This is a genomic window from Citrobacter werkmanii (assembly GCF_008693645.1).
GTDB classification, from domain to species: Bacteria; Pseudomonadota; Gammaproteobacteria; order Enterobacterales; family Enterobacteriaceae; genus Citrobacter; species Citrobacter werkmanii.
This window is the reverse complement of sequence record NZ_CP044101.1, coordinates 3,039,954-3,062,205: the sequence shown is the minus strand read 5'-3', so window position 1 is coordinate 3,062,205 and position 22,252 is coordinate 3,039,954. Positions and strand designations below refer to the sequence as shown.

The following is a 22,252-nucleotide window of genomic DNA, read 5'->3' as shown; positions in this document are numbered from 1 at the left end:
ATCCGTCATACATCATCTATACGGCGCGATCCGCGCGGCGTACAAACCATGATGAGGAGGATAACCGGGTGACAGCATCACTGACATTACCCCCTGAACAATCTGCAAACTGTGCTTATTTTTTTGATCTCGATGGGACACTGGCTGAGATCAAGCCCTATCCTGACCAGGTCGTTGTCCCTAAGACAATCCTGCAATTATTACATCAGTTGGCGACGCATAACGCGGGTGCGCTGGCATTGATTTCAGGGCGCTCGATGGCTGAGCTTGACGGCCTCACCACTCCCTTTCGTTTTCCGCTTGCCGGAGTGCATGGGGCAGAACGCCGTGACATCAATGGTCAAACCCATATAGTGCGCCTGCCCGCGGGTATTGAACGTGAAGCCGGCGCGCTGTTACAGACGGCGTTGTCGAAACTGCCTGGCACGACGCTGGAAGCAAAAGGTATGGCTTTCGCGCTGCACTATCGTCAGGCGCCAGAGCATGAAGCAGCGCTGGTAACGCTGGCGGAATGCATCACGCATACATGGCCGCAGCTTGCATTGCAGCATGGAAAATGTGTCGTTGAAATAAAACCGAAAGGTACGAATAAAGGTGATGCGATTGCTGCATTTATGCAGGAAGCGCCTTTTGCCGGAAGGATCCCCGTATTTTTCGGTGATGATCTAACGGATGAAACCGGCTTTGAGGTAGTTAACCGCGCAGGCGGTATTTCAGTGAAGGTGGGGAGCGGGGCGACGCTGGCGACATGGCGTCTGGATGGCGTCAGCGATGTCTGGCGTTGGCTGGAGCAAATTAACTCTTCGCAGCAACAATCGAATACAACAAACAACAGAAGAGGTGACTATGGGTCGTTTAGTCGTAGTATCTAATCGTATCGCCTCGCCAGATGACAAAGGGAGCGCAGGTGGGCTCGCGGTCGGTGTGTTGGGCGCGTTAAAAACTGCTGGTGGATTGTGGTTTGGCTGGAGTGGCGATATCGGTAATGAGGATAAACCGTTAAAAAAGGTCACTCGTGGCAATATTACCTGGGCCTCGTTTAATTTGAGCGAGCAGGATTATGAAGAGTATTACTGTCAGTTTTCGAATGCCGTTTTATGGCCTGCATTCCACTACCGGTTGGATTTAGTTCAGTTTCAGCGCCCGGCCTGGGAGGGGTATCAGCGGGTTAATGCCTTGCTGGTAGATAAACTGCTGCCGCTGCTGAGCGAAGATGACATTATTTGGGTTCATGATTACCACCTGTTACCGTTTGCCTACGAGTTGCGTAAACGCGGCGTGAATAATCGCATCGGTTTTTTCCTGCATATCCCTTTTCCGACGCCGGAAATTTTTAACGCGCTCCCTCCACACCAGGCTCTGCTTGAGCAGATGTGTGATTTTGATTTACTGGGTTTCCAGACCGAAAACGATCGCCAGGCTTTTCTGGACTGTCTGGCTGTCCAGACTCAGGTAACTACCCACAGCGATAAGCGCCACAAAGCATGGGATAAAGCGTTTTGCACAGAAGTGTATCCAATCGGCATCGAGCCGGAGGAAATCGCACGCCAAGCTTCAGGTCCTCTGCCGCCAAAAATGGCGCAGTTAAAGGCAGAGCTTAAGAATGTGAAGAATATATTCTCCGTTGAGCGTCTGGATTACTCCAAAGGCTTGCCAGAGCGCTTCCAGGCCTATGAGGCGCTGCTGGAGCATTACCCGCAGCACCATGGCAAAATTCGCTATACGCAGATAGCGCCAACCTCGCGCGGAGAGGTGCAGGCCTACCAGGACATTCGCCATCAACTGGAGACAGAGGCCGGGCGGATTAACGGTAAATATGGGCAGTTGGGCTGGACGCCGCTTTACTATCTGAACCAGTATTTTGACCGCAAATTGCTGATGAAAATATTCCGCTATTCTGATGTAGGGTTAGTGACGCCATTGCGCGATGGTATGAACCTGGTGGCGAAAGAGTATGTGGCTGCACAGGATCCGGCCAACCCCGGCGTTCTGGTGTTATCGCAATTTGCCGGGGCGGCGAATGAGTTAACTTCTGCGCTTATTGTGAATCCTTATGACCGGGATGAAGTGGCTGGCGCACTTAACCAGGCGCTGACAATGTCGCTTGCTGAACGTATCTCTCGTCATGCTGAAATGCTTGAGACTATCATTAAAAACGATATCGACAACTGGCAGGCGAGATTTATATGCGATCTAAGAAAAGTTACGTCGCGTCAGAGTAAGCGCCAGTTGTCAGACAGTGTGCCTTCCTGTTCGAAACTGGCGTAACGACCTGAAGACGGTATTAATCTCCAGCCAGAGGAACCAGCAGAACATCCACCTGGCTGGCGCCGACCACGCTTTTTGCTGAGCACGAAGCGCGCGAAAAGAAGCTCTGGTTATGGTTGCCGTAAATGACCAGATCGACTGCGTGTTTACGGCAAACGTCGAGAATATGTTCATTCAGTGCCCCATAGGTAATAAAAGTATGCTCGATGGGGTACTGGGCTTCTTTGCTGAGTTTATCGATAAAATCCTGGGTCTCCTCTTGCATGAGTTCACGCAGGTCTTCCAGCATGGGGGCGGCAAACTGGTTATACATTTCAGGGTCTGAGACCAATGTGATCAGGCTAATGCGGGCGTTGACAGGGCGAGCGATAGAAACTGCCTTGGCTAACAATTGCTGGCTTTCAGGGGTGGCGGCAACCGCCACCAGAATGTGCGCATAGCTCATAACTCGCTCCTTTTTTTCAAGAATTATGAGAGAACTTTTCTGCTTTACTCAGCTTACTCCATACTGCAACGTTTCTCCCCAGGATAGTGTGAATCCCATCATTATTATTCATTAATTATTCTTATAAATAGAATAATCGCTTCATATAAATTGCAAATAGGTTCTGGTCACTTAAGTAAAACTCACCGCCAATGAAAACAATGTGTTAATAAAAAATAAACAAATATTAACATTTGACGGGTTATCACTGCGCGGTATTAATTAATCACCCTTAATATTTAAGTTATTGTTTATAAACAATTTAATTGAAAAGTCGTTTTACATAAAATATGTGATCCAGCTCGCTATTTCACAGCGTGATATTAACGTTTGTGAACAAAATACTATTCGCTTTTATTGCAAGAATATTCGTAGCCCAGGAATCGAAAAGATGAATGCTGGTTTAAAAAATAAGCAAAGTAAAAGCTACGCTGATGGATTTATGTTAAGTGTTTAGCTGATTTATGTGATCTGCGTCACATATTCTTTAAATTCGCAGCACGGTTCCGTTGTATGTGTAACTTGCGGCGGGTAGAGTTGCGTCGAATTAGGAAAAATCTTAGACAATTGTAAGAATTGATGTGAGCTTGTAAGAAGTGCGCATTCTTCAAAAGGGCTGATTTACACAACGTGTATGTGTCGTCACGCTGCTATGTATTTGACCTTTTGCTTTTTTTTACCGGGACTTCCCGGCGACATCACGGGGTGCGGTTTTACCGCATGAAAATAATGTTGGTTATTATGGATGCAAATAATGCATACATCCGAGTTGCTGAAACACATTTATGACATCAATTTGTCATATTTATTGCTTGCACAACGTTTGATCGTTCAGGACAAAGCATCTGCGATGTTTCGCCTTGGTATCAGCGAAGAGATGGCGGACACGTTGGCAACATTAACTCTTCCTCAAATGGTCAAACTGGCTGAAACAAACCAACTGGTGTGTCACTTCCGTTTCGACGATCACCAGACTGTCACTCGCCTGACGCAAGACTCCCGCGTTGACGATCTCCAGCAAATTCATACCGGCATCATGCTTTCTACGCGACTGTTAAGCGACATCGATGATGCCGCGCGCAAGAAAAGGGCTTGATGATGAGCGAAAAAAGCATTGTTCAGGAAGCGCGTGATATCCAGTTGGCAATGGAATTAATCACATTGGGCGCCCGTTTGCAAATGCTGGAAAGCGAAACGCAATTAAGTCGTGGTCGTCTTATCAAGCTGTACAAAGAATTACGCGGCAGTCCTCCGCCAAAAGGGATGCTTCCTTTCTCCACCGATTGGTTTATGACGTGGGAACAAAATATCCATGCCTCGATGTTTTGCAATGCATGGCAATTCCTGCTCAAAACAGGGTTGTGTAGCGGTGTGGATGCCGTAATTAAAGCGTATCGTTTATATCTTGAGCAGTGTCCGCAGCAGGAAGATGGTCCACTGCTGGCGTTAACTCGCGCATGGACGCTGGTACGTTTTGTCGACAGCGGATTGCTGGAATTGTCCACATGCAACTGCTGCGGCGGGAACTTTATCACCCACGCACACCAACCCGCAGGCAGCTTTGCCTGCAGTTTATGCCAGCCGCCATCACGGGCCGTAAAAAGACGTAAACTTTCCCAGAATGCTGCCGATATTATTCCACAACTGCTGGATGAACAGATCGAACAGGCTGTTTAACTGATACGGTGTGGATAAACACTCCAGCAGCGGTAAGCGATTACCGCTGCTTTTTTTTGTCCTGACCTCAAGTTAACTTCCCGACTGCGCATCCTGTCATAGTCAATTGCGAAAGGATGATGTCGTGCTTATCTTATTAGGTTACCTGGTTGTTATTGGTACAGTTTTCGGCGGTTACATGATGACCGGCGGACACCTTGGGGCACTCTATCAACCGGCTGAGCTGGTGATTATCGGTGGCGCAGGTATTGGGGCATTCATCGTCGGCAATAACGGAAAAGCCATTAAGGGAACGATGAAAGCGATCCCGATGCTTTTCCGTCGTTCGAAATACACCAAAGCGATGTATATGGATCTGCTGGCGCTGCTATATCGCCTGATGGCCAAGTCACGTCAGCAGGGCATGTTCTCGCTCGAACGTGACATCGAAAACCCTAAAGAGAGTGAAATCTTCGCCAGCTATCCACGCATTCTTGCGGATGCCGTGATGCTTGATTTTATTGTCGATTATCTGCGACTGATCATCAGCGGCAACATGAATACGTTTGAGATTGAAGCGCTGATGGACGAAGAAATTGAGACTCATGAGAGCGAAGCCGAAGTTCCGGCTAATAGCCTGGCGATGGTTGGCGACTCGCTACCGGCATTCGGGATTGTGGCGGCGGTCATGGGCGTTGTCCATGCGCTGGCTTCCGCCGATCGCCCGGCGGCTGAACTGGGTTCGCTGATTGCGCATGCGATGGTGGGGACATTCCTCGGTATTTTACTGGCCTATGGCTTTATTTCTCCACTTGCCAGTGTCCTGCGTCAGAAAAGCGCTGAAACCACCAAGATGATGCAGTGCGTGAAGATAACGCTGCTCTCCAACCTGAATGGTTACGCCCCGCCGATTGCCGTCGAATTTGGTCGTAAGACATTGTATTCCAGCGAACGTCCTTCGTTTATCGAACTGGAAGAGCATGTTCGTGCGGTGAGAAATCCAGCTGCGCAGCAGACGACCGAGGACGCATGAAAAATCAGGCCCATCCCATTATCGTCGTAAAGCGACGCAAACATAAAGGTCATGGTGGTGGGGCGCATGGTTCGTGGAAAATCGCCTACGCCGATTTTATGACCGCCATGATGGCCTTCTTTCTGGTGATGTGGCTCATTTCCATCTCCAGCCCTAAAGAATTGATCCAGATTGCCGAATATTTCCGTACTCCACTGGCTACCGCGGTGACAGGCGGCAATCGTATTTCGAATAGCCAAAGCCCCATCCCTGGTGGAGGGGATGATTACACCCAGCAGCAGGGAGAAGTGCACAAGCAGCCGAATATTGATGATTTGAGAAAACGCATGGAGCAAAGCCGTTTAAGCAAACTTCGCGGCGATCTCGATCAATTGATTGAATCGGACCCTAAACTGCGTGCGCTGCGCCCGCATTTGAAAATTGATTTAGTTCAGGAAGGGCTGCGTATTCAGATTATCGACAGTCAGAACCGACCAATGTTTAAGACCGGCAGTGCTGAAGTTGAGCCGTATATGCGCGATATCCTGCGGGCTATTGCGCCAGTGCTCAACGGCATCCCTAACCGAATCAGTCTTTCCGGACATACAGACGATTACCCTTACGCCAACGGTGAGAAAGGGTACAGCAACTGGGAACTGTCTGCCGATCGCGCTAATGCGTCGCGCCGCGAGCTGGTTAGCGGCGGTCTGGATGATGGAAAAGTATTACGGGTGGTAGGCATGGCCGCCACGATGCGTCTGAGCGATCGCGGTCCTGAGGACGCCATCAACCGCCGTATTAGCCTGCTGGTTCTCAATAAGCAGGCAGAAGAGGCCATTTTGCATGAAAACGCTGAAAGCCAGAATGAGCCGGTAAGTGTCTTACAACAGCCAGCGGAACTTCCGCCGGCAAGCGTTCCCACATCGCCACCAGCCAATCCGAGGTGATAGCGTGAGCATGGATATTAGCGATTTTTATCAGACTTTTTTTGATGAAGCCGACGAACTGTTGGCCGACATGGAGCAACACCTGCTCGATTTGGTTCCTGAAGCCCCGGATTCCGAACAGCTGAATGCCATTTTTCGTGCCGCTCACTCGATAAAAGGCGGGGCGGGCACCTTCGGCTTTACCATTTTGCAGGAAACGACCCATCTGATGGAAAACCTGCTGGATGAAGCACGGCGTGGCGAGATGCAGCTTAATGCCGACATTATCAACCTGTTTTTGGAAACGAAAGATATTATGCAGGAACAGCTCGACGCCTATAAAAACTCAGAAGAGCCGGATGCCGCCAGCTTTGAGTACATTTGTAATGCGTTACGACAGTTAGCGCTTGAAGCAAAAGGTGAAACCTCAGCCGCGCTCGTCAATACCGCAAAGCTGAGCGTTGTTGACGGGGCGGCGATGCAGGAAGAAACCGTTGCCAATCCCGCTCCGGCCAGTAAAGAGGTCAAGAAACGGATTATTCTCTCGCGCCTGAAATCCAGTGAAGTCGATCTGCTGGAAGAGGAGCTAGGAAATCTGGCGACCTTAACCGACGTGGTGAAAGGAAGCGATACGCTGTCTGCAACGCTGGATGGCAACCTTGCGGAAGATGACATTATTGCGGTGCTTTGCTTCGTAATTGAAGCGGATCAGATTGAATTCGAAACCGTCAGCGCAGCGCCCGTGGCGGTTGATGCGAAAGCGGAAACTGAAGCGGTAGCCGTAGTCGCGACGCCGCAGCCGGTTGCCGTCGCGCCTGCGGTTAAAACCGCCGCCAGTGAAGCGCCACACGCCCGCGCGGAACGTGATAAGCCTGCCCGCGCCAGTGAATCAACCAGCATCCGCGTAGCGGTTGAGAAGGTTGATCAGCTCATTAACCTGGTCGGTGAACTGGTTATCACCCAGTCAATGCTGGCCCAGCGTTCTAATGAACTGGATCCGGTCAATCACGGCGATCTCATCACCAGTATGGGGCAGTTACAACGTAACGCCCGTGATTTGCAAGAGTCGGTGATGTCGATTCGTATGATGCCGATGGAGTACGTATTCAGCCGCTTCCCACGCCTGGTCCGCGACCTGGCGGGTAAATTGGGTAAACAGGTTGAGCTGACGCAGGTGGGGAGTTCAACAGAACTCGATAAAAGCCTGATTGAACGCATCATCGATCCATTGACGCACCTGGTGCGTAACAGTCTGGACCACGGTATTGAACTGCCGGAAAAACGTCTCGAAGCCGGGAAAAGCCCCATCGGCAATCTGACGCTTTCCGCTGAACACCAGGGCGGGAATATTTGTATTGAAGTGACCGATGATGGCGCTGGTCTGAACCGCGAACGAATCCTCGCCAAAGCCATCTCCCAGGGGATGCCGATCCACGAAAACATGAGCGATGACGAAGTCGGTATGCTGATTTTCGCCCCGGGCTTCTCGACGGCTGAACAGGTGACGGATGTCTCTGGTCGCGGTGTGGGGATGGACGTGGTGAAGCGAAATATCCAGGAGATGGGCGGCCATGTTGAGATCCAATCGAAGCAAGGACAGGGGACGACCATCCGAATTTTGCTGCCGCTGACCTTGGCGATCCTTGACGGGATGTCCGTACGCGTGGCGGACGAAGTCTTTATTCTGCCGCTGAATGCCGTGATGGAGTCACTGCAACCGCGCGAAGAAGATCTCCATCCGCTGGCCGGAGGAGAGCGCGTTCTGGAAGTGCGTGGCGAATATTTGCCGCTGGTTGAGTTGTGGAAAGTCTTCGAAGTTGAAGGCGCAAAAACCGAAGCAACGCAGGGCATCGTGGTGATTTTACAAAGCGCAGGTCGTCGCTATGCGCTGCTTGTCGATCAGTTAATTGGCCAACACCAGGTGGTGGTCAAAAACCTGGAAAGCAACTACCGCAAAGTGCCAGGTATTTCTGCTGCAACGATTCTCGGCGACGGTAGCGTCGCGTTGATTGTTGATGTGTCTGCATTGCAGGGGTTAAACCGCGAACAACGTGTGGCGATCACAGCCGCCTGATTGAGTAAGAAAGGGAATAATATGACCGGTATGAGTAATGTAACTAAACTGGCCGGCGAACCGTCAGGTCAGGAATTCCTCGTGTTTACGCTGGGGGATGAAGAGTACGGTATCGATATCCTGAAAGTGCAGGAAATTCGTGGTTACGATCAGGTAACCCGCATTGCTAACACGCCAGCGTTTATCAAAGGCGTTACAAACCTGCGCGGTGTGATTGTGCCGATTGTTGATCTGCGCGTGAAGTTTAGCCAGAGCGATGTGGATTACAACGAAAACACCGTGGTGATTGTACTGAATCTGGGGCAACGGGTGGTTGGGATTGTGGTTGACGGCGTATCTGACGTGCTGTCGCTGACAACCGATCAAATCCGACCGGCACCGGAATTCGCGGTTACGCTGTCAACGGAATATCTGACGGGTCTGGGCGCGCTGGGAGAGAGGATGCTGATTCTGGTCAACATTGAGAAACTGCTGAACAGCGAAGAGATGGCGTTGTTAGATATTGCCGCTGCTCATATGGCGTAAATAAGTAAACATATTATCCGGCCTACAATAATTGCTATTGTAGGCCGGATAAGCGTAGCGCATCCGACACCTTTCCTTCTTACGCTTCCCGTTCAACCAGTTCCGGTTCTTCTTCCAGTAAACCTTCATCCTGTGCCAGCATCGCCGTTGCAATCCCGTTACCTAATACGTTGATCGCTGAGCGCCCCATATCGAGGAAATGGTCGATACCCATCAGTAACAAAATTCCTGCAACCGGAATATTAAAGCTTGGGATGGTTGCCGCCAGCACCACCAGCGCAGAACGCGGCACACCGGCAATCCCTTTGGACGCCAGCATCAGGGTCAACATCAGGACGGTGATTTCTGCAAAGGAGAGATGGATATTGTAGGCCTGTGCGATAAACATAGATGCAAATGAGCAGTAGACCATAGAACCCACCAGGTTAAACGAATAACCGATAGGCAGTACAAATGACACGATATTAGGCGAGCAGCCAAATTTGCTTAATTGCTCCAGCGTTTTCGGATAAGCGGCTTCGGAACTGCTGGTGGTGAAGGCGACCAGCACCGGGTCTTTCAGCATGCTGACCAGACGGAACACCTCTTTTTTCAGCATCACATAACCCACGGCCAGCAGGACCAGACAGGTCAGCAAAATGGCCACATAATAACCGCCAATGAACGACGCGTAGTTGAGCAGGATCCCCAGGCCCTGGGTGGAGATAACGGAAGATATTGCGGCAAAAATAGCCAGCGGCGCAACATACATCACGTAACCGGTCACCTTCAGCATAATGTGGGAGACGACATCCAGCGCGGCAACCAGCGGGGCGTTAAATTTTTCGCCGAGCGAAGCACCACCGATGCCGAAGAACATCGAGAACACGACGATTTGCAGAATCTCATTGTTGGCCATCGCCTCAGCGATGCTGGTGGGAATGGTATGCGTCAGAAAACCTTTCAGGCTCATACCGCCTACGGCCAGGCCGGTATCGCTGGCTTCCAGCGGGATCGCCAGGTTCAGGCCGCTGCCGGGTTGTTCGAGGGAGACCACAAACAGACCGACCAGAATAGACAGAATAGAAGAGCTGATAAACCAGATCATCGCTTTGCCACCCACGCGCCCGATGGTTGAGGTTTCGCCCAGGCGCATAATACCCACGGTCAGGGTGCTGAAGACTAAAGGCGCAATCACCATCTTAATCAGGCGCAAAAAGATGTCGGTGAGAAGCGTAATATTATCGGCCCAGGCGGTAACAACGCCGGGCGAGGCATAAGAGTGGATCCCTGCACCCGACAGGATCCCCGCCAGCATGAAGATCACAATAAACAACGTGAGTTTGTTTGCATTTGCCACTAAAAAGCCCTCAGTAAGGATTTAACATTTATTGTTCGGTTACTCATTTTTTATACTTATTAAGTGGTAACGAAGTATTCATCATATAAATTGGATTAAAGCGTAATCGGATACAACTTTTTTTAATTTTTTATTCATTTTGTTGTGGTATTTACGAAGAGGATATGTGATCTGAATCACGAAAAAGTGCATGATTGTTCTCATCTGATCCTAAGAACAGGCAGATATGAATGTTATTTACATGATAATTATGATGTTTTTATGTGAATGACTTGTGGTGGCTGTTCAACTGCTGTTCGGTGGTTCTGCCTGACTGTATTTCCCTCCCGTATTTCCCTTTCGCAAACGTAAAGTTATCTCAGCGAGTGCCGATAACGTTGATAACTCGTTTTCAGGAAGGTGCCTTATGTTTAACCGTATCCGCGTTGTCACAATGCTGATGATGGTGCTGGGGGTTTTCGCACTGCTACAGCTTGTTTCCGGTGGTCTGTTGTTTTCTTCATTGCAGCAGAATCAGCAAAGTTTTGTTATTTCTAACGATCTTCGACAGCAGCAAAGCGAACTCACCTCGACATGGGATCTGATGCTGCAAACACGAATTAATTTAAGCCGTTCTTCCGCGCGTATGATGATGGATGCGTCCAATCAGCAAAGCAGCGCGAAAAACGATCTGCTAAAGAATGCGAAAGCATCGCTGGCGCAGGCAGAAACGCATTACGCAAAATTTAAAAACATCACGCCGTTGCCGGAGATGGCAGAAGCCAGCGGCAACGTTGATGAGAAGTATCAGCAGTACCATGCGGCCTTATCAGAACTGGTCCAGTTTCTGGAAAACGGCAATATGGACGCCTATTTCGCGCAACCTACTCAGGGAATGCAAAACGCGCTCGGCGAGGCGTTGGGCAAGTATGCCAGCGTTAGCGAGAAGCTTTACGTTCAGGCGTTCGATCAAAGCGCGCGTGATTACCACTTCGCCCAATGGCAGCTCGGCATTCTGGCCGTGGTGCTGGTGCTGATTCTGGTGGTGGTGTGGTACGGCATCCGTCATACCTTGCTCAACCCTCTGGCGCGCGTTATTGCTCATATCCGTGAGATCGCCAGCGGTAATTTAACCGCGACGTTGACGGTCCACGGACGTAACGAAATTGGTGAGCTGGCCAGTACGGTTGACCATATGCAGCGTTCGCTGACGGAAACCGTCACCCTGGTACGTGAAGGTTCTGATGCGATTTATTCCGGTACCAGCGAAATTGCCAGTGGTAACACCGATCTTTCATCCCGTACTGAGCAACAGGCATCTGCGCTGGAAGAGACCGCCGCCAGCATGGAACAACTGACCGCAACCGTGAAGCAAAACGCGGATAACGCGCGTCAGGCTTCTCAATTGGCGAAAAGCGCCTCTGATACCGCACAACATGGCGGCAAAGTGGTTGATCGCGTGGTGAACACCATGCATGAAATTGCCGATAGCTCGAAGAAAATTGCCGACATCATCAGCGTCATTGATGGCATTGCTTTCCAGACCAATATTCTCGCACTGAATGCGGCGGTTGAAGCGGCGCGTGCCGGTGAGCAAGGGCGTGGTTTTGCCGTGGTCGCAGGCGAAGTGCGTAATCTGGCGAGCCGTAGTGCGCAGGCGGCGAAAGAGATCAAAGCATTGATTGAAGACTCTGTTTCCCGAGTGGATACCGGTTCTGTCCTGGTAGAGAGCGCCGGGGAAACCATGAATGACATCGTCAATGCGGTGACGCGGGTGACCGACATTATGGGGGAAATCGCCTCTGCTTCAGACGAACAGAGCCGCGGGATAGATCAGGTTGCGCTCGCAGTATCTGAAATGGATCGTGTGACGCAACAGAACGCCTCGCTGGTTCAGGAATCGGCCGCCGCAGCGGCAGCGCTCGAAGAACAGGCCAGTCGCTTAACCCAGTCGGTGTCGATTTTCCGTCTCGCGTCACGCCCGACGTCGGCTAAACCCCGTGATACGCGGTTACCTGCGGCGGCGACAGCGACTGCATCATCTCCGCGCCAGAATAGTGAACAAGATACGAATTGGGAAACATTTTGACTGGTAGTTAAACCGCGGCCTGCGCCGCCCGATGGGAGCGTTGATGTTTAATCGTATTCGAATTTCGACCACGCTGTTTTTGATTTTAATCCTCTGCGGTGTTTTGCAGATTAGCAGTAATGGCTTGTCCTTCTGGGCATTTCGGGACGGTTTTCAAAACCTGAATCAGGTCGAACGGAGTAACCAACAACGCGCTGCGCTGGCCCAAACCCGCGCTGTGTTATTACAGGCCAGTACGGCCCTTAATAAGGCAGGAACGCTGACTGCACTGAGCTATCCGCCAGAGGATATCAAAGCCTTGATGACGCTTGCGCGCGATAGCCTGGCGCAGTCCGAGTCAATGTTTAAACGCTTTATGGCGACGTCGGATACCACAGAAGAAGAGAAGGCGCTGATTGTCGCGACGGAGAAAAGCTTTAGCCAATGGCACAGCGATCTTGTTCATCAGGCAACCTGGCTTGAGAACAACCAATTGTCAGATTTTCTGACCGCGCCGGTGCAGGCTTCGCAGGCTGCTTTTGATGCGAATGTTAACGCGTGGCAGAGCAACATCGACCGCGTGTTGCAAACAGCAGGGGATCTCAGCCAGCGAAATTATCATATGTCGGGGGTGATTTTCGCCGTCATGGTGGTACTGGCGGTGCTGTTAACCAGTGCGGCGTTGTACTGGTCGCGCAAGATGATTGTCCAGCCGCTGGCGATTATCGGTAGCCATTTCGACAGCATTGCCGCGGGTAACCTGGCACGGCCGGTAGCAGTTTATGGTCGCAATGAGATCTCGGCCATTTTTGCCAGCCTGAAGAAGATGCAGCAGGCGCTGCGTGAAACGGTGAGTGAAGTTCGCCAGGGTAGCTCAGCCATGCACAGCGGCATTTCAGAGATCGCGATGGGCAATAACGATTTGTCTTCACGAACTGAACAGCAGGCGGCTGCACTGGCGCAAACGGCCGCCAGTATGGAACAACTCACTGCCACCGTTGGGCAGAATGCGGATAACGCGCGCCAGGCTTCAGGAATTGCTAAAAGTGCGGCAGACACAGCCCATAAAGGTGGCGAACAGACGTCGCGGGTCGCCAGTACTATGCATGAGATTTCCGCCAGCTCGCAGAAAATTGGCGACATTATCGGGGTGATTGACAGCATTGCCTTTCAGACCAATATCCTGGCGCTGAATGCCGCTGTAGAGGCTGCCCGAGCGGGGGAACAGGGGCGCGGTTTTGCCGTTGTTGCTGGAGAAGTGCGCAATCTGGCCAGCCGGAGCGCACAGGCAGCAAAGGAAATTAAGGGACTGATTGAGGAATCTGTCACCCGGGTTCATCAGGGATCGCAGTTGGTCGATATGGCGGCGCGCACGATGACAGAAATTGTCAGCTCTGTGACCCGGGTGAACGACATCATGGGGGAGATTGCCTCGGCGTCTGATGAACAGCGCAGAGGTATTGAACAGGTGGCGCAGGCCGTCAGCCAGATGGACTCCGTGACGCAGCAAAACGCCGGGCTGGTGGAAGAAGCCGCATCCGCCACCGGACAACTCGCCACGCAGGCCGATCATCTTTCTGCCTGTGTCGCATTTTTTAAGCTTGAAGAGCAAAACGTAGCAAAACAAGAGTTGGCGCAACCGCAGGTTGTGCCCGTTGTATCCTGAATGTGATTGAGAAGGCGCTATGACATCATCTCTGCCCTCCGGGCAAACGTCATTATTGTTACAGATGACACAGCGCCTCGCGCTGTCTGACGCGCATTTTCGTCGGATATGTCAATTAATCTACCAGCGTGCGGGGATCGTACTGGCCGACCATAAGCGGGACATGGTTTATAACCGCCTGGTCCGCCGCCTGCGAACCCTGGGTCTGGATGACTTTGGTCGCTATCTCAGCATGCTGGAAGCTAACCAGAACAGTGCTGAGTGGCAGGCTTTTATTAATTCTCTGACCACCAACCTGACCGCGTTTTTTCGCGAAGGGCATCATTTTCCGGTGCTGTCGGATCATGCTCGTCGGCGTAGCGGTGAATACCGCGTCTGGAGCGCGGCGGCGTCAACCGGAGAAGAGCCGTACAGCATCGCCATTACGCTCGCCGATACCTTAGGTATGGCGCCGGGCCGCTGGCGTGTTTTTGCCAGCGACATTGATACCGAAGTGCTGGAAAAGGCGAGAAGCGGTATTTACCGCCTTGATGAGCTAAAGACGCTGTCACCCCAGCAGTTGCAGCGTTATTTCATGCGCGGCACCGGACCGCATGAAGGGCTGGTACGCGTCCGGCAGGAACTGGCGGGGCATGTTGAATTTTCCAGCGTGAATTTACTGGATAAGCAGTACAACGTGCCTGGGCCCTTCGATGCCATATTTTGCCGTAACGTAATGATCTACTTCGATAAAACGACGCAACAGGACATTTTGCACCGTTTTGTTCCACTTCTTAAACCAGATGGGCTGCTGTTCGCAGGTCATTCAGAAAACTTTAGCAACCTCGTGCGCGAGTTTAGCCTGCGTGGACAGACCGTGTATGCGCATGCGCCAGGTAAGGATAAAGCATGAGTAAAATCAGGGTGTTGTCGGTTGATGATTCTGCATTGATGCGTCAAATCATGACCGAAATTATTAACAGCCACAGTGATATGGAAATGGTGGCGACGGCGCCAGATCCGTTGGTCGCCCGGGATTTAATCAAAAAATACAATCCCGACGTACTGACGCTGGATGTGGAAATGCCGCGCATGGACGGTCTCGACTTTCTTGAGAAGTTGATGCGTCTGCGTCCGATGCCGGTCGTCATGGTCTCTTCTCTGACCGGTAAAGGTTCAGAGGTCACGTTGCGGGCGCTGGAGTTGGGGGCGATTGATTTTGTCACTAAACCGCAGTTGGGGATCCGTGAAGGGATGCTGGCCTACAGCGAAATGATCGCGGAGAAGATCCGCACTGCGTCGCGGGCAAAACTGGCGGCTCATAAACCCATGGCAGCACCAACGACCTTGAAAGCAGGGCCATTACTCAGTTCGGAAAAATTGCTGGTGATTGGCGCCTCAACCGGAGGAACAGAGGCAATTCGCCATGTACTCCAGCCATTGCCGCTTTCAAGTCCAGGTATTCTTATCACCCAGCATATGCCGCCAGGATTTACCCGCTCGTTCGCCGAACGTCTGAACAAACTGTGTCAGATCACGGTGAAAGAAGCCGAAGACGGGGAACGCGTTCTCCCGGGGCATGCGTATATTGCGCCCGGTGACAAACATATGGAGCTGGCGCGTAGCGGCGCGAACTACCAAATCAAAATTCATGACGGCCCGCCGGTTAACCGGCACCGGCCTTCAGTGGATGTGCTGTTCCATTCGGTGGCAAAACATGCGGGGCGTAATGCGGTGGGAGTGATCCTGACCGGCATGGGCAACGACGGCGCCGCCGGAATGTTAGCGATGAACCAGGCTGGCGCCTGGACCATTGCGCAAAATGAAGCAAGTTGTGTGGTGTTCGGCATGCCGCGCGAGGCCATCAATATGGGTGGCGTAAGCGAAGTGGTCGATCTTAGCCAGGTAAGCCAGCAAATGCTGGCGAAAATCAGTGCCGGACAGGCAATACGTATTTGAATCAGGAGTCTATTTTTTATGGCGGATAAAGAGCTTAAGTTTTTGGTTGTGGATGACTTTTCCACCATGCGTCGCATCGTGCGTAACCTGCTCAAAGAGCTGGGGTTCAACAATGTTGAAGAGGCGGAAGACGGCGTGGATGCGCTGAATAAGCTGCAGACTGGGGGATTCGGTTTTGTCATTTCCGACTGGAACATGCCGAATATGGACGGCCTGGAACTGCTGAAAACCATTCGTGCAGATGGCGGAATGTCTTCCCTGCCAGTGCTGATGGTCACGGCAGAAGCGAAGAAAGAAAACATTATTGCGGCAGCACAGGCAGGCGCCAGTGGTTATGTCGTTAAACCGTTTACGGCGGCGACGCTGGAAGAAAAACTCAATAAGATCTTTGAGAAACTGGGCATGTGAGGGTGTGATAATGATGATGCAACCACAAATTAAACCTGCTGACGAACACTCAGCAGGGGACATCATCGCGCGCATCGGCAGTTTGACCCGAATGCTGCGCGACAGCCTGCGCGAACTGGGGCTGGATCAGGCTATTGCCGAAGCGGCGGAAGCGATTCCCGATGCCCGCGATCGTCTCGATTACGTTGTGCAAATGACTGCACAGGCGGCAGAGCGCGCGCTGAACAGCGTGGAAGCTTCGCAACCGCACCAGGACGCGATGGAAAAAGGGGCCAAAGAGCTGACAAAACGCTGGGATGAATGGTTCGAAAATCCGATCGAGCTGTCTGACGCCCGGGAGCTGGTCACCGACACCCGTCAGTTTCTTGGTGACGTGCCCGGACATACCAGCTTCACCAATGCCCAGTTGCTGGACATCATGATGGCGCAGGATTTCCAGGACCTCACCGGTCAGGTCATCAAGCGTATGATGGATGTTATCCAGGAGATTGAACGTCAGCTGCTGATGGTTCTGCTGGAAAACATTCCGGAGCAGGGCGCTCGTCCAAAACGTGAAAACGAAAGCTTACTGAACGGCCCGCAGGTTGACACCTCAAAAGCCGGCGTGGTGGCAAGTCAGGATCAGGTTGACGACCTGCTGGATAGTCTCGGGTTCTGATTGTTGCGCGAGTCCCCTCAGGCCGCAGAGTAGGTCTGAGGGGAAAGCTCTCAGCGTAAATCCATTTTAACGGTCATGTTGCCTTCAAAGCTTCCTGGTTCCGGGCGGCTGGCGGTGGTAGAGACCGGCGCGGCCGTCATGTTAATTATGCCATTTCCCTGTTCATCCAGCGTAACCGGAAAGTCCACAGAACCATCCAGTACAACGTTCTGATTATTTGCATCAAACATTCTGATACCGAGATCGTTTCTGCCAATCAGTTTGGCGATGTAGGACTGACTACCCTCTACCACGCCCTGATCGGCGGTCAACGTCAGCTTAATCTTGTCGCTGTTGCTGATGGCGGGGCCGTCACAATGGTAGGCGATATCGACATCTTTCAGCGTATAGCCTTTTGGCGGTTGACCCTGGTTAACAAACTGACTGCTGATAATACTCCCCATATCAACCTCAATGGTGCTTCCAGCATTAATCGTACAACTGAGAGGGGCGGTAAGCTTACCGCTCAGCCAGATATTGGACACCAGTTGAGCATCGGTGTTGCGGCATGAACCATTTCCTGTATACAGACAGGCATAGCTTTGCACAACCAGCGTGGGGTTGATGATCTCTTCACCCAGAATCGGTTTTTTAATGTACAGATAAAAGCGAATCACGCTGAGCTTGAACTTTCGTTTGACCGTTGCGCCACCGGTCGGTCGCGTTTCGTTGTTACAGACATCTGCCGTCCCTTCCGACAGTTTTTGGTCTGCCTTTTGACTGCCCATATTGCCGATTGGGGTCGGGTACTCGGTGATTTTGATCTCACTTAACCCCATGCCATCGGGATTGTCGATAGCGTCGTTAAATCCCGAAACCTTGATATCCAGGTTCTCTGTTAAGACTCCGTATCCGCTGACGCCTGCCGTCAGCGGACTACCGGCGAAGTTGTATTCATAAATCATCGATGCTGATGTGGTATTGGCGGGACATGTGCAATTGGCTTCGATCTCAGGCCCGGTACCTGGCATGTAGCTCCCCGTTAAGTATGAATAATTTGTGTTATTTTCTGTGCTGCTGAGTTCATGCTCATATGACACTGAATAGTCAGCAGATGCTCCAAAGCAATTTGATAATAGCGTTATCGCAGCCTGGACTGAGGCTGGCAATATAAAGAGAACCGAGGTCAATACGACCGCAAAAATGTGGCGCATATATTATTCCTGTTTGCAAATGGCCTGAGTAGAGAGAATCCCTGCGAGATTCGCAGCGTGTTCGGGCTCAGGGAGGACCACGCTGGCATGGCATTGTTGTTCACGAGCCTTACCCCATTGAATGGTTATCGGAAAGGTCGCCGGAACCCCTGCGAGGTAGACGGTGCCGGTATCATCAACGATGCCGAGAATTGAGGCATTATCGACGGAGACCATTGCACCGAAAGGAATCACTTGTCCCCTGGCATTGGTGAGATGGAGAAGCGCCCGATAACCGATGTGCGCGACAAAGTTTGCCGCCACCGCTGCGCTACTGCTTGGAATGACGGTGGTGGCAGTTGCATCGGTATCAACATCATCCGGCAGGCTGGTGGTATCAATTCGGATGCTGTTTTTCTGATACGGCGTCAGGGAGGGGATGACAGCATTACCCTGCCAGTCGGTGCGGACACCGCGCTGATTCTGAAAGCGGATGCCTTTTGCCCCTTGAGCAGAGACTATGGCAAACTGATCGCCCAATGGTTGAGAAAAGGTGATGCCGTGAGGATGGGCGACAATCGCGCCGCTGGCACCCAGATTCAACTGTTGCGAGCGGTCCGATGAAGTGTAATAGCCGGCGTTCAAACTGGCGTATTGTGAGCGGTAGCTGCTGTACAGACTGCTGGTATCTTCGCCGTCGTGATTGCTGTGGCTTTGCTGCAGGGAATAGCTCAGACGCTGATCGTCAAGTAGCGTGCCGTTCAACCCGATATTATGGCGGGTATAGCCATGTTTGCTGCTGCTGATGTTATAGGTCGACCATGCTTTGGGCAACCAGCGGCTGAGAGGCACGCTGAGTCCAAAGGCGATCATCTGATCGTCTTGTCGATCGCTGGTTTTACTGTAGGTATAAGTCAGATGATAGCTAATCCCATTTATTGTCGTATTTACTCCGGCAGACAGGCTGCGTTCAGTTTCTGAGGTTCCCCAGTAGTCCTGCTGATAACCGTTCAGGTAGATGCTGCTGCCCAGCAATGTTTGGCTGATGCTGGCCTGAATTCGGTTGCGTTTGTTATAGCTGAACATCAGGTCATCTTCATTACCGCTGTATTTCTTATTGGCATCACTGAAGCTGTAATAGCCCTGCGTAGAATAGCGATAGCTGGCGAGCGTGAAGTTGGTGGCGGTACGCTCGATCTTGCCCGAGTAAAGCAGGCGATACGACTGCCCGGAACTTGTTTGATCATTATCCAGCGTGGCTCTGGCGGCCGTGACGTCAGCCGAAAGGGCGCCCAACTCGCCCAGTGCTATACCGATCCCGGCGTTCGCAGCCTGATAATCACCAGAAGAGGTGACTCCGCCGAACAGCGTTGCGGCATTGTTCAAACCGTAGATAAAACTGGCCTGGGCGAATTCGGGTTCTTTCTCGTCGCTGCTGCTGGCAGCCCGGTAACGGGCCGCGGTGACTTCGTATTTTATCCTGCCGGGACGTAACATCACGGCGGTGCTGGAGTAGGGTTGGGTAAAATGATGCTCCGTTCCGTCGGCTTCTTTTACCGTGATATCCAGATCGCCGCTGTTGGTTGTCGAGTAGAGATCGGAAATCTCAAAAGCCCCCGGGGCAACGTTTTGCTGGTAGATCAAATAGCCATTTTGCCGGATGGAGACTTCCGCATTTGAACTGGCGATCCCGCGTACAACGGGCGCGTAGCCGCGCTGGCTGAACGGTAACATTTCGTCATCGGAGGCCAGATTTACACCTGTGTACTGAATACTGTCGAAGACATCGCCACGGGTGCTGTTTTCACCCGCGGTAAACTGGCTGCGTAGCACATCAATATCATGCTGCAGATAGGTATTAATGGCATCCCAGGCATTGATGCTTTCAGATTTGCTCCAGGTGGAATAGTTGCGTACCCGCCATCCGCCCAGGTTAAGACCACTACGCAGATTGAGGTACTGGCTGTCAGAGGTATTATGGTTACCGTCACGGGTCTGTGAACCTGAATAACTGTAATCCGTAAACAGAACCGGTACGCCGTCATCCCACAGTGACGGGTCAATACCATCCCTGGCCGGATTCGCAATGGCGGCCTGCGGCATGCTGATATTGAGCGTCATCGTGGAAAAGTCGAGCGATGATGAGGCTTGCGGGATGTAATACCCCAGAGGGTGTGGGAGAGGTACATTCGCTGGCGCATCCGCAAGTGCTGGATAGTTCTCAATTTTAACGCCCCAGTGGCGCAGCATTTCCGGCGTGAACTGTGCCTGAAGCGTACCATCCGTGGCACTTGTATAGGTAACCGGTTCTTCACCCAGCAACGTCTTATTGAGCTGTAGCCGCGAAGGCCAGGTACCGGGCAGTTGCGCATTTTCGCGGGAGAAAAGCGACAAATCGATATCCTGTTGCGAGAGTTCGTTGCCCTCCAGTGATGAAGAGGAAAAGGAATATTCCCGTGCGAAAGCATGGCCTGAAACGACAAATGCAATGCTGAGAAGACCGCGGATTAGCAGCGACAGCCTCGAAGGAGCAAACGTAGAACGTCGCAACATTAACCCCCCTTGCTCAACGGGGCCGAGTATTGTTGCGAGGCATTTCCGTAGTCGGTAATGCAGTGCCAGGTAACCTGATCACCGTTAGCTTGCACGGGCAGCGGGAAAGTGGCGGTACTGAAAGGTGCCACCATATCCGCCTTCGGAAGTGAAACTGCGCCCAAGTGTAAGCTATCGAAAACCGTATAGAAGGCGTTATTATTCGTTATCTGTAACTGGTTACCTGAACGCACAAACTGTAACTTCTCGCAGCTTTGTGCCGGTGAACCCGTAATATTTTTAGGGCGCCAGAGCAGTTTGAGACGGGTTTTATAGATTAGCCGAAGAATATTTTTACTTTCATTTTCTTTGGCGGTAGCCGGAATAGTGCGCACGTTCATATAAAACAGCGATTCTTTATTCTCTGGCAGTGGCGTGCCGTTCCAGGTGATACGCAGGCTCTGCTCCTTTTGCGCATTGAGGCGAAAAAGCGGCGGGGTAACGATAAAAGGTCCGCGCGTCTTCTCATCCCCCGTATCGGTCCACGACTGAATTAACCATGGCAGTTGCGTGTCAGTATTAGTCAGCGCCAGCGCGACCTCTTTTTTGTTAGCGTCAAAAATAATCCGTGTGCGGCCAACCTGAATTCCACTCGCCGGACAAAAACACGAGTAAAAGAGAGGAGGGAATAATGCCACCATAATAAGGATGCGCATAAAATGGACCCGTAATAGGTTAAATATTATCGATGGTATTAAGCGCCTGGAAGTATTCCAGGCGTAAAAATAGAAAGTGTTAGCGATATAAAATATTAATTGTCATGTCCGCATCAGCCGGGCCAGCGGTGACTTCTTTTGCGAACGATTTATAGCGAGCCTGAAGGTGAGCCTGAATGGTATCGGTGGACTCTGTTGATAGCGGAATATAAACTTGCCCCTCTGAACCATCGAAGGCCAACAATGTTGTTGGTGAGTTGATCGGGCTAAGTGCAATACCCACTCCGGTAGCTGCCGTCTCTCCTGCGGTCGTGATCTGACTGACGTCAAGAAGCGTATTGGACTTGGTTAATGCGGTAGGGCCATTAAAGGTTAACTGCACGGAAGTCAGACCTTCAGTCGTCACCGGACAGTCAGTCAGTTTTATATCGACATCAACCAGATCTGTTTCTGTACCTACTGTGGTAAATAATGATGTCGGCCACGTACCCAGCGGTATAGTGCTGTCCGTACCATTATCTCCATCAATGACACAACTTGGTTCAATAATTTCTCCGGTAAAATGAATCGTCCCTGCATTCATTTCTGCGGCTAATACATTAAGTGAATATGCTGACAGCAGAGCAAAAAATACAGCGCTTTTCTTCATCTTCATGATTTGATAATCCCTGTAAGTGTTAATATTTTATTCCATAAAAATATGGGTGTAGCTCAACGGTAATATTATTCGGCCGCCAGTATACATGAGGTTTAATCGTTGTGGAGTAGGGTGGGGTTAAGTGGGTTATAATTAAAGCTTATGATTTTTTATTTTATTATTGAGTCTGAAGG

20 protein-coding genes are annotated in these 22,252 nt (G+C 51.4%); 14 read left to right on the top strand and 6 right to left on the bottom strand.

Annotated features, from left to right (window positions below):
- The first annotated feature begins 68 nt into the window (after window positions 1-68).
- Both otsB and otsA read left to right on the top strand, forming a co-directional pair.
- The gene (gene otsB / locus FOB24_RS15435) at window positions 69-872 is read left to right on the top strand and encodes a trehalose-phosphatase (RefSeq protein ID WP_087856039.1); all 804 of its coding nucleotides are present in this window, start codon (window positions 69-71) and stop codon (window positions 870-872) included.
- On the top strand, window positions 847-2,268 hold the full coding sequence (gene otsA, locus FOB24_RS15430) for an alpha,alpha-trehalose-phosphate synthase (RefSeq protein WP_038641490.1): 1,422 nt from the start codon (window positions 847-849) through the stop codon (window positions 2,266-2,268). The genes otsB and otsA overlap by 26 nt, the downstream gene beginning before the upstream one ends.
- A gap of 16 nt (window positions 2,269-2,284) precedes the next feature.
- On the opposite strand, the gene uspC is transcribed toward otsA, so the two are convergent.
- Window positions 2,285-2,713: a universal stress protein UspC gene (gene uspC, locus FOB24_RS15425; protein WP_038641488.1), complete on the bottom strand. Its 429-nt coding sequence runs from the start codon at window positions 2,711-2,713 to the stop codon at window positions 2,285-2,287.
- Window positions 2,714-3,506: 793 nt separating this feature from the next.
- Between uspC and flhD the strand changes: the two genes are divergently transcribed.
- The 6 genes from flhD to cheW all read left to right on the top strand — a co-directional run bounded on the left by flhD (window position 3,507) and on the right by cheW (window position 8,945).
- Window positions 3,507-3,848, top strand: a complete 342-nt coding sequence (gene flhD, locus FOB24_RS15415; RefSeq protein WP_003034622.1) for a flagellar transcriptional regulator FlhD — start codon at window positions 3,507-3,509, stop codon at window positions 3,846-3,848.
- On the top strand, window positions 3,845-4,429 hold the full coding sequence (gene flhC / locus FOB24_RS15410) for a flagellar transcriptional regulator FlhC (RefSeq protein ID WP_170973258.1): 585 nt from the start codon (window positions 3,845-3,847) through the stop codon (window positions 4,427-4,429). The genes flhD and flhC overlap by 4 nt, the downstream gene beginning before the upstream one ends.
- Before the next feature lie 124 nt (window positions 4,430-4,553).
- Window positions 4,554-5,441 (top strand): flagellar motor stator protein MotA, encoded by an 888-nt coding sequence (gene motA / locus FOB24_RS15405; protein WP_032939611.1) that lies wholly within the window; start codon window positions 4,554-4,556, stop codon window positions 5,439-5,441.
- Complete coding sequence (gene motB / locus FOB24_RS15400) at window positions 5,438-6,367, top strand: flagellar motor protein MotB (protein ID WP_038641486.1); 930 nt, start codon at window positions 5,438-5,440, stop codon at window positions 6,365-6,367. The genes motA and motB overlap by 4 nt, the downstream gene beginning before the upstream one ends.
- A gap of 4 nt (window positions 6,368-6,371) precedes the next feature.
- Window positions 6,372-8,420 (top strand): chemotaxis protein CheA, encoded by a 2,049-nt coding sequence (gene cheA / locus FOB24_RS15395; protein ID WP_121529173.1) that lies wholly within the window; start codon window positions 6,372-6,374, stop codon window positions 8,418-8,420.
- A 21-nt stretch (window positions 8,421-8,441) separates the two neighbouring features.
- Window positions 8,442-8,945, top strand: coding sequence for a chemotaxis protein CheW (gene cheW / locus FOB24_RS15390; protein WP_038641481.1), 504 nt, complete (start codon window positions 8,442-8,444; stop codon window positions 8,943-8,945).
- 79 nt (window positions 8,946-9,024) lie between these two features.
- Here cheW and FOB24_RS15385 read toward each other — a convergent pair whose 3' ends face one another.
- Entirely contained in the window at window positions 9,025-10,284 is a 1,260-nt protein-coding gene (locus FOB24_RS15385) for a dicarboxylate/amino acid:cation symporter (RefSeq protein ID WP_150345125.1), read from the bottom strand.
- Window positions 10,285-10,690: 406 nt separating this feature from the next.
- On the opposite strand from FOB24_RS15385, the gene tar reads away from it, so the two are divergent.
- Genes tar through cheZ form a run of 6 tightly spaced genes read left to right on the top strand, consistent with a single transcriptional unit; the run spans window position 10,691 to window position 17,001 of the window.
- Window positions 10,691-12,352 carry a methyl-accepting chemotaxis protein II gene (gene tar / locus FOB24_RS15380; protein WP_087856042.1) on the top strand — a complete coding sequence of 554 codons (1,662 nt, stop codon included), beginning with the start codon at window positions 10,691-10,693 and terminating at the stop codon, window positions 12,350-12,352.
- Between the two features lie 43 nt (window positions 12,353-12,395).
- Complete coding sequence (gene tap, locus FOB24_RS15375; protein WP_150345124.1) at window positions 12,396-13,997, top strand: methyl-accepting chemotaxis protein IV; 1,602 nt, start codon at window positions 12,396-12,398, stop codon at window positions 13,995-13,997.
- Window positions 13,998-14,016: 19 nt separating this feature from the next.
- The gene (gene cheR / locus FOB24_RS15370) at window positions 14,017-14,889 is read left to right on the top strand and encodes a protein-glutamate O-methyltransferase CheR (RefSeq protein ID WP_038641472.1); all 873 of its coding nucleotides are present in this window, start codon (window positions 14,017-14,019) and stop codon (window positions 14,887-14,889) included.
- Window positions 14,886-15,935: a protein-glutamate methylesterase/protein-glutamine glutaminase gene (locus tag FOB24_RS15365; protein WP_038641470.1), complete on the top strand. Its 1,050-nt coding sequence runs from the start codon at window positions 14,886-14,888 to the stop codon at window positions 15,933-15,935. Before cheR ends, FOB24_RS15365 begins: the two co-directional genes overlap by 4 nt.
- A gap of 18 nt (window positions 15,936-15,953) precedes the next feature.
- Complete coding sequence (cheY, locus tag FOB24_RS15360) at window positions 15,954-16,343, top strand: chemotaxis response regulator CheY (protein ID WP_038641468.1); 390 nt, start codon at window positions 15,954-15,956, stop codon at window positions 16,341-16,343.
- 13 nt (window positions 16,344-16,356) lie between these two features.
- On the top strand, window positions 16,357-17,001 hold the full coding sequence (gene cheZ, locus FOB24_RS15355; RefSeq protein WP_038643245.1) for a protein phosphatase CheZ: 645 nt from the start codon (window positions 16,357-16,359) through the stop codon (window positions 16,999-17,001).
- Window positions 17,002-17,051: 50 nt separating this feature from the next.
- On the opposite strand, the gene FOB24_RS15350 is transcribed toward cheZ, so the two are convergent.
- The 4 genes from FOB24_RS15350 to FOB24_RS15335 all read right to left on the bottom strand — a co-directional run bounded on the left by FOB24_RS15350 (window position 17,052) and on the right by FOB24_RS15335 (window position 22,076).
- On the bottom strand, window positions 17,052-18,011 hold the full coding sequence (locus FOB24_RS15350) for a fimbrial protein (RefSeq protein ID WP_223851214.1): 960 nt from the start codon (window positions 18,009-18,011) through the stop codon (window positions 17,052-17,054).
- A 186-nt stretch (window positions 18,012-18,197) separates the two neighbouring features.
- Entirely contained in the window at window positions 18,198-20,726 is a 2,529-nt protein-coding gene (locus tag FOB24_RS15345) for a fimbria/pilus outer membrane usher protein (RefSeq protein WP_150345123.1), read from the bottom strand.
- Complete coding sequence (locus tag FOB24_RS15340) at window positions 20,726-21,421, bottom strand: fimbrial biogenesis chaperone (RefSeq protein ID WP_150345122.1); 696 nt, start codon at window positions 21,419-21,421, stop codon at window positions 20,726-20,728. Before FOB24_RS15340 ends, FOB24_RS15345 begins: the two co-directional genes overlap by 1 nt.
- Before the next feature lie 79 nt (window positions 21,422-21,500).
- Window positions 21,501-22,076, bottom strand: coding sequence for a fimbrial protein (locus tag FOB24_RS15335; protein WP_087856046.1), 576 nt, complete (start codon window positions 22,074-22,076; stop codon window positions 21,501-21,503).
- Window positions 22,077-22,252: the final 176 nt, after the last annotated feature.